We start from the raw sequence: 13,404 nt of genomic DNA on the forward strand, positions 1-13,404 counted from the left end.
AAGGCTGACCTACACCCTGCGCGTGCGCAACGTGGGCAACCGCGGGGCCACGGGAGTGGAGGTGCGTGATACGCTGCCCGCTGGTGTGAGCTTCGTGGAGGCCAGCGACGGCGGCACGGAGAGTGGGGGGGTAGTTGCCTGGCCGCCCTTCGACCTGCCTGGCGGCGCGGAGGTTGTTCGCACCGTCACCGTGCAGGTAGCCAATCCTTTCGTTGACCCCGGTGGAGCAATCATCAACGTCGCCGCCGCTGGCGACGACGGGGCCAATGGCGCTGACCCGACCCCGGCCAACAATACAGCCAGCGACACCGACTACGTGCGGCCCGACCTGGCGCTGACCAAGAGCGACGGCGGGGCCAGCGCCGAGCCAGGTGGCCTGATCCGCTTCCTGCTCTCCTATACCAACACCGGTGGCATTAATGTCACCGGAGTGACCCTGCGCGAGCGGGTGCCGCTGAACACCAGTTTCGACGCCAGTCTGGCCGAGAATGCCGGCTGGACCTGCGCCCCTGATGCCAGCGCGGGCAGCGAGTGCGTCTACACCGTGGGCGACCTCCCTGCGGGCGCTTCGGACACGGTCAGCTTCGTGGTGCGGGTGAACAACCCGCTGCCAGCGGGGGTGACCGAGGTGGTCAACGCGGCGCGTATCAGCGACGATGGCGCGCGGGGACCCGACCGCGACTCCGCCGATAATCAGGCCAGCGACTCCACGCCGGTGTCTGCGGCGCCCGACTTGCGCCTGAGCAAGAGCACGGGCGGCGTCGCGCCAATGCCGGGGCGCCCCCTGCCCTACCGGCTGGATTACCGCAATGTGGGCAACCAGGAGGCCACAGGAGTGGTCATCCGCGAGACCGTGCCGGACAATACCAGCTTTAGCGCCGCAGGCAGCAGCGCAGGCTGGAGTTGCCGGGATGGCGCTCCGGCGGGCAGCACCTGCCTCTTCAATCTGGGCAGCGTGCCCGCGGGAACCGGCGGCGACGTGACCTTCACCGTCGTTGTGGACGATCCCGTGCCTCCCGGTGTGACCGTGATCGTGAACATGGCCAGCATCAGCGATGATGGGGCCAACGGCGGCGATCCGACGCCCGATAACAACAGCGCGACGGTGAACTCGCCGTTCAGCCCCACGGCCGTCACCCTGGTGCACTTCAGCGCCACGCGCGCCGATGAGGGCGTGGTGGTGCGCTGGACCACAGGGATCGAGATTGACACGGCTCACTTCCGGATCTACCGCAGCGAGACGGCGACGCGCGCCGGGGCGATCCAGATTGCCGAGGTGGTGAGCCGGGGCAACGCGACCGGCGGCGCAAGCTACCGCGTGGTTGACACTGACGCCGAAGCGGGCCGAAATTACTGGTACTGGCTCGTGGAGGTGGAGACCGACGGCGACGAGACCGTCTACGGTCCGGTACGGCTCGCTGGCGGTCTCAGCGGAGGCTTCCAGGTCTACCTGCCACTGTTGAGACGGTGAGGGATCCGGTTGCTGGACTGGCAAGGGGTGTGGGGAAACCCGGTTTCCCCGCACCCCTGCCTGTCTACAGGAAAACAGGAAAGGGCCGGAAGTGCAAGAAACGCTTCCAGCCCCGCACTTTACTATGTTGGTAACCGACCCGCGGCAACCTGGAGGTTCGATTGGCTAACGGCTCTTACGCTTCCGTTCGCGGCGCGCCTCGCGCCGTCCGGTAGTGGCAACCGGCCGTGGCGCCTCGGCGCTGGTATCACCGGTAGTGACCTTTGGCGTGGGACGCGCGCCGCGGCCCCTGGCAACAGCTGCGCGTTCAAGGCCCGGCAGCACGCTGCGCATATAGTAGACGACATATCCAGCGACGCTAGCTTCGATCAGCGCCTGGATCCAGAACCAGATCCGCTGATTGAACACAGGGACGTTCAGCAGGCGCAGAGCGCCGATGAGCACGCCTACCCCACCAAGGATCATCAGGGCGATCCCGAGCTGGCGCATGAACGTCTGGCGGGCGGGGTTGCGTTCGGTATGCCGGAAGGTCAGATACGCGCCAGCGCCTACCCCCAGGATCTGGATGATAAAGAACGTCCAGGCGAGGGGGCCAAAGGCAGGATCAGGCGTGGTGAGATAGCTGAAGATCCCCATATGGCGATGCGCCTCCGAAGGAGCGGCAAGGATGCGGAAGCGACGGCGATTATAACAGTCGCCTCTCCGCGCGTCAACCGTGAGGGATATGACATAACCGTCAGATCTCATTGCAGGAACAGCGCAGAATCTGCCGCGCAGGCCTCACGAGCCAGGGTGTTGATTTTGGCGGCATAGCGCAAAAAACCACCTTTGTCGGCGGCTATGCCGCACCGACTACCAGAGGCGAAAGCCGTACGTGTCCTGATTTCACAATTTACTCACGTAGACGAGGCAAAAAGGATGAGTTAAAATCAGGTTATCACCCGCTGCATCCGGTGCGCTATTCGACGAAACTGCCGGACGAGCCGCTAAGTGGTTGTAGCTATCTAATAATGAGCCAGATCCCCGCAGCGCCATACCCGTATCCGCCTCTCAACACTGCCCGGCTGGTAGAGTTGACCCATGCCGCTAATCTGCGCGATCTGGAGCGGCGGGCGGAGATGCTGCTGGCTGAGGCTTTTCCCGAGGCCACGAGCAGCCTGGTCTGGGCTGACGTCCCGGTGAAGGCCGAGGTGAATGACGCATTGCTGGTACGCACCCGTCACGGAGCGCTCGGATCGGAAAGAACGTTCATCGAGGTGGCGTTGCCCCTGCAAGCTGCCGGCCAGGTCGTTGGCCGGTTGATCGTGCGCCCCGAATATCTCAGCCCGGAGCGAGAACAGTGGCTTAAGCTGTTCGCAGCCCTGCTCGCCTCCGCCTTTCTGGCCCTGCAGGGCGCGCAGCATATAGCGCCCCCGTCGCTGGAACAACGGCGAGCGAGCCTGCGTGAACGGCTGCACCTGCTACGCGGCGAAGGGGACACCGATGCGCTCCTGGCGGACCTGACAGCCCTGGTGCAGCAGACCTGCGGTATGCCGGTGGTGTACTGGGCTTTGCGCTACCGGGGGAACGAATGGGTCGAGATGCGCTACCTGCTCACCCCTACTCGCGCCGAGCGCCCGAGGCTTTTCTGGCGCATTCAGGCCGGTCTCAGCAGCAAGGCCATCGAGATGGGTCAGGCCATCGAGACTGATAATTACCTGTATGCGTGCAACGAACTGGGGGTAACTCCGGTTATTCATCCCGGTCTGCCGACGTCATATGCCTGGCACGCGCTACCGTTGCAGGATCGCGGCACGGTGCTGGGAGTGCTGGTGGTGTTTAGCGATCGCCCCGAGTTGCGCCTGGCCCCTGAGGATCGTGAACTGTTGCACTGGTTGGCCGGTGAAGCCGCGGGCATCGTCCATGTGGCCCTGCGCCACGAACGCGCCGTTGAGGAAGTGCGGCGACGCCAGGCCCTGAACCAGATTACCCGCCGCCTTACCTCCAGTCTCGATCCCGAGCGCGTCATCGAGCTGATCGTGGAACAGGCGCCGGTCTTGCTCGATGCCGAAGAGAGCAGCCTGTTGCTCCTCGATGAGCAAACCGGCGAACTTGAGTTCCGCTACGCGGCCGGCCCTGCCGGGCACCGGCTTCTAGGGCAGCGCCTGCCGGCGGGCAAGGGGGTGGCCGGTTACGTGGTCAGCAGCGGACAGCCAACCATCGTGAACGATACGCAGAGCGACGGCCGGTTTTACCGGGCGATGGATGGCGACAGCGGGTTTCAGACCCGTTCGATCCTGGCCGTGCCGTTGCATGGGATTGATGGGGTCAAGGGTGTGATCGAGGTGCTCAATCGCCACGACAACGCACCCTTCGTTGAGGACGACCGCGTCCTGCTGGAGGCGCTGGCCGATCACGCGATGATCGCCCTGGAGAACGCGCGGCGCTTTGCCTCGGTTGATCGCGCCCTCGCCCGGCGCGCCCAGGAGCTGGATCGCAGCAATGAACGTTTACGGGCCATTCTGCGCGCCTCGAATATGCTCCGCGTGGAGCAGCAGGCGGATGTGCTGGCCAGCCAGATTGCCGAGATTGTGAGCGCCAGTTCCGGCTTTCGGCTGGCAAGTGTGGCCCTCGTGCAGCGGCAGCGCACTACTGAGCCGGCACTGCGCCTCGCTGCGGTCGCTGGCTTTGCTAAGCCGTCGTCGGCGCCGTTCGTGACGCTGGCGCAGTTCAGCGCCCTCCTCCGCGCAGAGAACGCGCGGGGCAGTCTGACCTACTTGATCGAGGATGGAACCGGCGCCGAGCTCGAGCTGTGGCCATTTCCGACGCCGGTGAGCGCCGTCGCGGCTACGGCAGAGACGCCTCCCCGCGAAATCTGGCGGAACGGCGATGTGCTGGTCTGTCTGTTGCGGAATAGCCGTAACGAGTTGCTCGGCGCGCTGGCCCTTGGCGACCCTGAGGACGGTCTACGTCCCAGTCCCGAGCAGGTGCAGATCCTCGAGATCCTTGCTAACCAGGCCGCTTCGGCTATCGAGAACGCCTACCTGTACGCGGCCCAACAGCACAATCTGAGCCGCATGACTGCGCTCAACGGCTTCGCGCGCGCCCTGAGCACCACCCTGCGTTCGCCCCAGCAGATCCTTGCCCTTACCGCCAGCGGCATGCTGGAGATGAGCGGCGCCCGTTGGGCGACGGTCTTTCTGCCCGATCCTGCGGCTCCGGCGCTCGAACGGGCCTTTCATACCGGGGCGCCGTGCACCGCGGTTGCCGAGGCGGAACAGCTCGCGCGCCAGGCCAGCATGGCCCGCCGGCCCCTCAGCCGCCTGCCGGCCCCGGATCATGAGGGGATGCTGGCCGTGCCCCTGCGTGGCGCGGGAACCACCCTTGGCGCCATCTGCATCGGCTTCGAGGCCGGCCTGCCCGACACGGGCGATGTCGAAAGTCTGGCGCTCTTTGCCAGTCAGGCCGCTTCCGCGATTGATGGTCTGCATTTGCTCGCCCAGGTCCGTCGGGGCCACGATCAACTTGCCTCGATTATGGCTTCTACCCGCGAGGGTATGCTCCTGGTAGATGAGACCGGGCAGGTCGCCGTGGTCAATAGCGCGTTCTACCATCTGGCTTCTGTCGAGACGTGGGCCAGCGTTCCGACCGATCTGACAGGCATGCCCATGGCCGAGATTCTAGAGCGTTGGCAGGCGACGGCGCCGTTTCCGCCCCACGAGTTTGCGCTGCTGGCCGATGGCCTCGCCGCAGTGGCCGGCGGGCGTGACAGCTTTGTGGTGGGCCAGTTCAATGGCCCGGGGCCGGGCCTCCAGGCCCTGGAGTGGACGGTGCTGCGCGTAACCAATGAGGGAGATCTGGCGCATCGCGAAATGGCTGCACCTGGTCCAGGCTGGCCAATTCTCCTCACCGTGCGCGATATTACCGCGGCAAAAGTGGCCGAACGCTTGCGTCAGGATCTGGCCAGCATGATGGTTCACGATCTGCGTAGCCCGCTGACCAGCATCATTACCTCGATTGATATGATTCTCCGCGGCGTCGTTGGCGGAGTTTCGGATAAACAGCGCGAGATTCTGAAGATCTGTCTTGCCAGCGCGCAGAACCTGCTTAATTTGATCAGTATGCTGCTGGATATTAGCCGGCTCGAAGATGGCGCCATGCCGATCGAGTTGTCCAGCATAGAGGTCGCTCCTCTTGTCCAGCGGGCGTTGGAAACGGTTCGCCCCATCGCGCAGGACAAACGCATCACCATTGAGGTCCTGTGCGATCCTGACATGCCTCGCGTCTGCGCCGATGCGGAGTTGATCTTGCGTGTGTTGCAAAATCTTCTTGATAATGCGGTAAAATACAGCCCCGCCGACGAACGGGTGCTGCTCACTGTCAGCCTCCATGAGCCGTCGCTGGTGCGGTTTAGCATAAGGGATAATGGTATCGGCATTAAAGCAAGTGATCTGGAGACGATCTTTGTCAAGTTCGCGCAGGCCGGCAATCAGCGCCAGAAGGGCAGTGGTCTGGGTCTGACCTTCTGCAAGCTCGTGGTTGAGGCCCACGGCGGGCGGATCTGGGTTGAAAGCGCTCCCGGCAAGGGCAGCACGTTCCATTTTACGTTGCCTGTGGCGAGCAGGGACGATGTAGCGCATGCTTCAGACTCGGGTGTTCAGAGTTAACCCCTGCTCCGGGGTTCCGCATAACCAGTCCGTCGCAGGTGGGGAGCAGTGGAGGTGCGATTCAGGCTGTCGGGCTCGTTTATACCATCCGTTAGAGATGGTTCAGAGAAAGCATTCCAGCAAACCAGTCTGGCGGGAGCCTGCACAGGTGCATCTCCTTGCACCTCTCCGACGTAAAATAGCCGTAAACCTTTTCCCCAGCTCAATTCCAGCGTGCGCATGGCTTATCGAAGCTTGGCCAGCGTAGCGCTGATGACCCAACAGGTTGCCTGGAACTACGCCAGGCATTGGCTTCGTACCGTGATATGGAGCTCGTCACCACCGGGGAGGCGCCTGGCGGCCCACCGGAGCGACGGGCTTCTTTTGACCTCTAGAAAGGCTTCGTTTGTGTGCCTGCAGGGTTCCCAAAACAACCCCGATAGACCGGCGCTCCGTGCAGCATGCCGCTTGCCACGCCTGCCCGATAGGGGCAAAACCAGCAGGTGATCCATGACAACGTTTCGACCGCGCACTCTCCTCCTCGTTAGCGCCAGCGTGGCCGACCGTGACGCGCTCCAGCAGGATCTGGCCGATGATCCAGATCAGACGTATGCCATCGTGCTTTCCGAGCGCAGCGACCAGGCTCTGGAGCGGTGCCGCGATCTCCGTCCGGACTGTGTCGTAATCAGCGACGCGCTTCCTGATACGGATTGGGTGGCGCTGGCAGGCGCCTTTCAGACGGTGGCGCCCCCGGCGCCCGCGATTCTGCTGCTGGTTGATCAAGAGTCCTCGCCTCTCGTTTGCGAAGCGCTGCAACGCGGCGCGTATGACTATGTGGTGCGCGGCAGCTTGCCGCGACGGGTATGGTTAACGGTGCGTAATGCTATCGAGGTCGCCGATCTGCGCGCAAGCCTGGCGCAACAGCGCCAGGCGCTCGAAGAAAGCGCCGCGCAATACTCCCGCCTCGTGGCCGAACGCGAGGAACTGACCCGGAAAGAGGGCGAGACCCGACGCCTGATGTACGAGGCTCTGGCGCTCCTCGACACGGTCATCGAATCTGCGCCGGTGGGGTTGGCCTTCGCCGACCGCGATCTCCGCTACGTGCGCGTAAACAGCGCCCTGGCAGCGATGAACGGCCGCGCGGTCGAAGAGCATCTTGGCCGCCGCCCCTCAGAGATCTTTGGCGACATTGGCGCCGAGTGGGAGCGCTGGTGGCAGATGGCGCTGACTACTGGCGAACCGATCGTCAACCTGGAGATCAGCGTGATGGTCTCTGGTCGGCGCGAGTACGCGCTGGTGAACTACTATCCCGTCCGTGACGCTGACGGCAACCTGCTCGGCGTGGGAACCGTGGTGACGGACATTTCGCAGCGCAAGCGCAGCGAGATTGGCCAGCGAGTGCTGGCCGCGGCGGGAAGCCTGCTGGCCGCCTCGCCGGATGCGGGCGTGCTTGGTGACGTGGTGCGCACGCTCTTCCCTGATCTGGCCGATTACGGCATGATCCATCTTCAGGACGAGCGCGAGGGGTTGCGTCTGGTCGCGGCGGCCCATCGCGACCAGGCGCTTGAAGCGCAACTGGCGATCTGGTTCGGTCCTGAAGCCCTGGCAAGATCCGGCGACGCGCACCCCGTCGCCAAGGCGGTGGCAGAGGCCCGGACTCTTCTTGACGCCTCCCTTTTCTCCGCCGCCGACGAGGGAACGCTTCCCGAACAGTTACGGCCGGCGACCAGCGTGATCGCGCCGCTGATCGCCCAGGGGCGCTGCATCGGCGCGATGACGGCGGTTTCAGTGGAAGAAGGACGGCGCTACATCAGCGAAGAGGTGGCGGTGATCGAGGAAATGGCGCGACGCTGCGCCATGCTTATCGCAGCCGCGCGCTCCTACGAGGAGGTCCGGCAGGCGCGCGCGGCCGCTGAGACGGCAGTGGAACAGCGCGACCGCTTCATCTCGACGGCGGCCCATGAACTCAAGACCCCTCTGGCGGTGCTGCTGGGCAACGCCCAACTGCTGCTGCGCCGCGCCGAGCAGGATTTCACGTTGGACGCGGTTAATCGCCGCAATCTGCGCATCATCCTGGCGCAGGCCCAGCGCCTCAACCGGCTGGTCGCTATGCTGCTTGACGTGTCCCGTCTGGAGCGCGGTCGTCTGGTGATCCCGCGGCTGCCGGTCGATCTGTGCCGCATCGCCAGCCAGTTAGCCGAAGAACTGACCCCGACTCTCATTCGCCACGTGATCAGTCTGGATCTGCCCGATGAACCGGTGCTGGTGGCCGGCGATGAACTGCGGCTGGAGCAGGTGGTGCAGAATCTCTTGCATAATGCGGTCAAGTACAGCCCGCGAGGCGGTGAAATCCGCATTATCGTTCAGCGCGGCGAGAACGAAGCGCTGCTGAGCGTTTCTGATCAGGGCATCGGCATCCCGGAGGCCGAGTTGCCGCGCCTCTTTCAGCGCTACTTCCGGGCCTCCAATGCCGAGGCGCGCCAGATCAGAGGCATGGGCTTCGGTCTCTTCATCGTGCGAGAGATTGTCGAAAGCCATGGCGGGACGGTCGAGGTGCGGAGTGTGGAGGGAAGCGGCAGCACCTTCACCGTGCGCCTGCCATTGTGGAGGCCGGAGGCGCCCTCAGCGCCCGTTGCACAATAGCGCGTGGAAAAACCGTTACGCGTAGTAGCCGGATCTCCAACCAGCAAGCGACCCGATCAACGACGCCATCGAGTATGCTGTAGGAACAGCACATGCTGTTGTGGAAGGATGGAGGTTATGGGGCATCACGTACCGCTCACCGCCCAGCTCGTCGCCGATCTGTTCCTCGCGATCGAGCAGGATGACCCGCTCGCCGCGCGCCTGGCGACCCAGGCTCTCGCCGAGCGCATCGGCGTGTCGGCAGCCGTGGCGCTTGCCGCGGCGCTGATCGCCGATCGGTCCCTGCCGCCCGAGCAGACCTCGCATCTGCCCGCGTGGAACCCGACTCTGGCGCGTTGCGCCTGACCAATGGCGCGTCTGCCGCCACTCGGTAGCAGTACTGGCCATCACTCGCGTTGTGGCGACGATGGTCGGAAGGGCGCCGTGTTGCCCGGCGTCGGGGGCAAGGGCCCAGATGGCGCCTCCTGGCCGCACGGTTCAAACGAGCTAGATAATCCGGCCTTTACCTCCACACCTCCACATCTCCACACCTCCCCACCTCCCCACCTCAAGCAGGCGAACGTGTAGCGTGACGGTCAAACCGGGGCGTCCGGGTGAGGAAGCGAGCCGCGTCACACATCCAGCACCACACTGACCGGACAGTGGTCCGACCCTTCAACCTCGGTGTGGATCTCTGCGGCGAGCAGCCGCGGCGCCAGACTGGTTGAGACCAGGGCGTAGTCAATGCGCCAGCCGATGTTGCGCTGGCGGGCTCCGGCCCGCAGCGTCCACCACGAGTAAGCAACGGTATCGGGATGCAGGTGGCGAAAGCTATCCACCAGCCCGCGCGCCAGCAGGGCGCTCAGGGCGGCCCGTTCCTCGGGCAGGAAGCCCGAGGTGCGCTGATTTTCGCGCGGGCGGGCCAGGTCAATCGCTTCGTGGGCGGTATTGAGGTCGCCAACGACAACCAGGGGCGTACCGGTGGCGAGTTCGGCCCCTAGAACCGCGCTCAGGCGTTCGGTGAAGGCGAGTTTATGGGCCACCCGTTCCGGGCCGCTGGTGCCGCTGGGCACATAGACATTGTAGAGAGTGAAGGCCGGAAAGCGCGTGACCAGTACCCGGCCCTCGCTATCGAAGGCCGGATCGCCTAACCCGGCGCGCACCTCCTCAGGCTCGACGCGAGTAAGGGTGGCGACACCGCTATAGCCCGGACGTTCAGCGGGCAGCCAGTAGGCATGATAGCCCCGTGGCTCGCGCAGCGGCGCTGGAAGTTGCTTCGGTGCAGCCTTGATCTCCTGGAAGGCCACGATGTCAGCGGAGCAGCGCGCCAGCCATTCCAGCAGACCCTTGCGCGCAACTGACCGGATGCCGTTCACATTCCAGGAGGTGATGCGGATCGGGGGCATGGCTCTTCTACCGCTGTATGCTCGGATGACCTCCGCCCGCCTATGGTATCATATCCGACGTGAGCGCGAGGCCGCCATGCCAGGTCTGGCAAACAAAGGAGGGTAAGCGAGAGCGAAGCGGTCTCTAACCCTTCCATCAGACGGGGGTCATAGGGAAACTCTGCTGCCCCGTCGCCTCCAGTCAGCGGTATTTTCTTGATCGGAGCCGAGCATGTCCGCAATCTGGCCTGGTAAGCCATACCCCCTGGGCGCCACCTGGGATGGACAGGGGGTGAACTTCGCGCTCTTCTCGGCCCATGCCACGCGGGTTGAATTGTGTCTCTTCGATGGCCCGGCCGCTGAACGTGAGTCGGTGCGTCTGGCGCTTCCAGAACGCAGCGAGGATGTCTGGCACGGCTACGTGCCCGGCCTTGGGCCGGGGCAGTTGTACGGCTATCGAGTGTATGGCCCATACAACCCCTCGCACGGGCATCGTTTCAATCCCTACAAGTTGCTGGTAGACCCCTACGCCCGCGCGTTCCATGGGCGCCTGAGCTGGGACAATGCGCTCTACGGCTACCGCATCGGCAGCCCATACACCGACCTGACGATCGGCAAGCGCGACAGCGCCCCCTATACCTTGCGCTCGGTGGTCATTGACCCGCGCTTTGATTGGGCCGATGATCGGCGTCCAAATACTCCGCTGCACGAATCGGTGATCTACGAACTGCACGTCAAGGGTTTTACGCGTCGCCACCCCGACGTGCCGCCCCAGCTCCAGGGCACCTACGCTGCTCTGGGGTCAGCGCCGGTGATCGCCTATTTGCAGCAGTTGGGGGTGACGGCGGTCGAGTTGCTGCCGGTGCATCATTTTATTGATGATCAGCACCTGATTGACAGGGGGTTGGTCAACTACTGGGGATACCAGACTCTGGGCTACTTCGCGCCCGATTCGCGCTACGCCAGTGTGAGCGAACCGGGCGCGCAGGTCAACGAGTTCAAGCAGATGGTCAAAAACCTGCACGCCGCAGGCATCGAAGTGATCCTCGATGTAGTCTATAACCACACTGCCGAGGGCAATCAACTGGGGCCGACATTGTGCTTTCGAGGGATTGACAACGCCGCCTACTACCGGCTCGTGCCCGACAATCCGCGCTACTACCTCGATTACACCGGCACCGGCAACAGTCTGAACACCGCCTACCCGCGCGTGTTGCAGTTGGTGATGGACAGCCTGCGCTACTGGGTGCAGGAGATGCATGTGGACGGTTTTCGCTTTGACCTGGCGCGCGCCCTTATCCGCGGGGTTGCCGAAGGCGACCGTCCCAGCGCCTTTTTCGATATGATCAAACAGGACCCGGTGCTCTGCCAGGTCAAACTGATCGCCGAACCGTGGGATCTGGGCCCCGACGGCTACTGGGTGGGGCGCTTTCCCTCGCCATGGGCGGAGTGGAACGGCCGCTATCGCGACAATGTGCGCAAGTTCTGGAAGGGGGATGCCGGTCAGGCGGCCGAGTTTGCCTCGCGGATCATGGGTTCGATGGATCTGTACCGGCACAACGGTCGCCGGCCCTACCACAGCATCAACTATGTCACCTCGCACGACGGCTTCACCCTGCGCGACCTGGTAAGTTACAACACGAAGCACAACGAGGCCAACGGCGAAGACAACCGCGACGGAGACGAGCACAACAACTCGTGGAACTGCGGCGTCGAGGGGCCGACGGACGACCCGGCCATCCGCGAGTTGCGCCTGCGGCAGATGCGTAACTTTCTGGCAACCCTGTTCCTCTCGCAGGGCACGCCGATGTTGCTGGCGGGCGATGAGCGCGGCCGCACCCAGCAGGGCAACAACAATGCCTACTGCCAGGATAACAGCCTCTCGTGGATTGACTGGTCACCCGATCCGGAGGCCGAGGAGTTGCTGGCCTTCACCCGGAACATGATCGCGCTGCGGCGGCGGCATCCGCTGCTGCGTCGGCGCAATTTCTTCCAGGGGCCGCTGACGCCCGCCGGAGTGGAATACGATGTAGAGTGGCTCAGTCCTGACGGGCAGGAGATTGGCCCCGCCCTGTGGAACAACCCCGAGTTGCGCTGCTTCGGGTTGTTGCTCAACGGCCGCGTGATGCGTGAGCAGAACGAGCAGGGCGCGGCAATCCACGATGATGTCTTTCTCATCCTCTTCAACGCCGGTCATGAGCCGATCGCCTTCATCCTGCCCGACTGGCCCGATGATCCGCTCTGGGAGGTGCTGGTTGACACTGCCGACCTTGAGCAGAACGGCAAGCGAGTGCCGAGCAGCGAAATCTATCACATCCAGCCCCGCTCGCTGGTGATGCTGGCCGAACGCGCCAGCAGCCAGAAGGCCGCCCTTCAGCCGGCCGCGCAGACAGCGCCGGCGAAAAAGACGGTTGCGGCAGGGCGGGGATAGTAGCATTGCGGATGTTGGATTTTACATTTTCGAGATATGGTGTCTCAACGAGAGCGGGGACGCATGGGCAGTTTTCAACAGTAATTGGCAAAAATTTTGCTTTAGCATGGTTTCATGTTCGCTTTTCTTGCGTAAAATAGTACAATCGCGTTCATATTTGCATTGGTGTTCTGCGCAACGTTCTTACCATGCTTCGCACTTCGACAAGCAGCACCTTTCTGGCACGGCAATATGTCGCGGTGGCCGCCGCAGAGAGAAAGGGGGGGACGTGCTTGCGGTTATCGCTGTGCTTCTGGGAGTGTTCCTGGGGGTGCTTATTGCTGGAGGGATAGTGGTTCCGCGGCTTAGCCTGATGCTCAATGAACTGGCTCTCCTGCGCCGCGAACGAGATCGGCTGCAGGGCGAGCTTGTCGCCCGGCGCGGGGAAGCGGTTGAGGCCCGTAGCCAGGCTTTTCGCTCCGAACAGGATCTGCTGGCGCTGCGACGGCGGATGATAGTGCTGATCGCCGAACGCGATGCGGCCCGCGCGGCGCAACTCGCAGCCGAAGCGGCCTATCGTGAGTTGCTCGCCGAGCGGGACCGCCTGCAGGGGGAGCTGGCGCTGATGCGCCGACGCAAGGTTCCGTGAGAGGGCTATTTGGTCTCGCGATAGATCACGTGGCGGCGCACGATCGGGTCATACTTGCGCAGCTCGAGACGGCTCGGATCGTTGCGGCGATTCTTCATCGTCGTGTAGGTGTGGCCGCTCTCGGTGCTCTTAAGTTTGATAATAATGCGATTACCTTTCTTCGAAGCCATACCCTTCAATCCTTCTTAACATAGCAAAACGCCGCCCGAGCGGCGCACTGGCCGAAATTGTAGCACACTGGC

At 63.6% G+C, this 13,404-nt stretch carries 9 protein-coding genes; 6 read left to right on the forward strand and 3 right to left on the reverse strand.

From position 1 onward, the window contains the following. A partial coding sequence (locus tag NZU74_19035) for a DUF11 domain-containing protein (GenBank protein ID MCS6883429.1) occupies window positions 1-1,471 on the forward strand: 1,471 nt, incomplete at its 5' end. Between the two features lie 165 nt (window positions 1,472-1,636). Here NZU74_19035 and NZU74_19040 read toward each other — a convergent pair. After that, entirely contained in the window at window positions 1,637-2,107 is a 471-nt protein-coding gene (locus tag NZU74_19040; GenBank protein ID MCS6883430.1) for a hypothetical protein, read from the reverse strand. A gap of 374 nt (window positions 2,108-2,481) precedes the next feature. Here NZU74_19040 and NZU74_19045 point away from each other — a divergent pair, with 374 nt between their 5' ends. The 3 genes from NZU74_19045 to NZU74_19055 all read left to right on the forward strand — a co-directional run bounded on the left by NZU74_19045 (window position 2,482) and on the right by NZU74_19055 (window position 9,084). Beyond that, window positions 2,482-6,117 carry a GAF domain-containing protein gene (locus NZU74_19045; GenBank protein ID MCS6883431.1) on the forward strand — a complete coding sequence of 1,212 codons (3,636 nt, stop codon included), beginning with the start codon at window positions 2,482-2,484 and terminating at the stop codon, window positions 6,115-6,117. A 489-nt stretch (window positions 6,118-6,606) separates the two neighbouring features. Further along, window positions 6,607-8,739 carry an ATP-binding protein gene (locus tag NZU74_19050; protein MCS6883432.1) on the forward strand — a complete coding sequence of 711 codons (2,133 nt, stop codon included), beginning with the start codon at window positions 6,607-6,609 and terminating at the stop codon, window positions 8,737-8,739. 117 nt (window positions 8,740-8,856) lie between these two features. After that, entirely contained in the window at window positions 8,857-9,084 is a 228-nt protein-coding gene (locus tag NZU74_19055; GenBank protein MCS6883433.1) for a hypothetical protein, read from the forward strand. Between the two features lie 266 nt (window positions 9,085-9,350). On the opposite strand, the gene NZU74_19060 is transcribed toward NZU74_19055, so the two are convergent. After that, the gene (locus tag NZU74_19060; protein ID MCS6883434.1) at window positions 9,351-10,124 is read right to left on the reverse strand and encodes an exodeoxyribonuclease III; all 774 of its coding nucleotides are present in this window, start codon (window positions 10,122-10,124) and stop codon (window positions 9,351-9,353) included. A 211-nt stretch (window positions 10,125-10,335) separates the two neighbouring features. On the opposite strand from NZU74_19060, the gene glgX reads away from it, so the two are divergent. Both glgX and NZU74_19070 read left to right on the forward strand, forming a co-directional pair. Next, window positions 10,336-12,534 carry a glycogen debranching protein GlgX gene (gene glgX / locus NZU74_19065; GenBank protein MCS6883435.1) on the forward strand — a complete coding sequence of 733 codons (2,199 nt, stop codon included), beginning with the start codon at window positions 10,336-10,338 and terminating at the stop codon, window positions 12,532-12,534. Between the two features lie 268 nt (window positions 12,535-12,802). Then, on the forward strand, window positions 12,803-13,162 hold the full coding sequence (locus NZU74_19070; protein ID MCS6883436.1) for a hypothetical protein: 360 nt from the start codon (window positions 12,803-12,805) through the stop codon (window positions 13,160-13,162). A 5-nt stretch (window positions 13,163-13,167) separates the two neighbouring features. Here the strand turns inward: NZU74_19070 and rpmG are convergent, their stop codons facing one another. After that, on the reverse strand, window positions 13,168-13,332 hold the full coding sequence (gene rpmG, locus NZU74_19075) for a 50S ribosomal protein L33 (protein MCS6883437.1): 165 nt from the start codon (window positions 13,330-13,332) through the stop codon (window positions 13,168-13,170). Window positions 13,333-13,404 lie beyond the last annotated feature (72 nt).

Source organism: Chloroflexaceae bacterium (assembly GCA_025057155.1).
Lineage (GTDB): Bacteria > Chloroflexota > Chloroflexia > Chloroflexales > Chloroflexaceae > JACAEO01.

Excerpts from the sequence above, each read along its gene's own strand:
- NZU74_19060 (MCS6883434.1), bottom strand. The coding sequence starts at position 10,124 with ATGCCCCCGATCCGCATCACCTCCTGGAATGTGAACGGCATCCGGTCA.
- glgX (MCS6883435.1), top strand. The coding sequence starts at position 10,336 with ATGTCCGCAATCTGGCCTGGTAAGCCATACCCCCTGGGCGCCACCTGG.
- rpmG (MCS6883437.1), bottom strand. The coding sequence starts at position 13,332 with ATGGCTTCGAAGAAAGGTAATCGCATTATTATCAAACTTAAGAGCACC.
- NZU74_19055 (MCS6883433.1), top strand. The coding sequence starts at position 8,857 with ATGGGGCATCACGTACCGCTCACCGCCCAGCTCGTCGCCGATCTGTTC.
- NZU74_19045 (MCS6883431.1), top strand. The coding sequence starts at position 2,482 with ATGAGCCAGATCCCCGCAGCGCCATACCCGTATCCGCCTCTCAACACT.
- NZU74_19040 (MCS6883430.1), bottom strand. The coding sequence starts at position 2,107 with ATGGGGATCTTCAGCTATCTCACCACGCCTGATCCTGCCTTTGGCCCC.
- NZU74_19050 (MCS6883432.1), top strand. The coding sequence starts at position 6,607 with ATGACAACGTTTCGACCGCGCACTCTCCTCCTCGTTAGCGCCAGCGTG.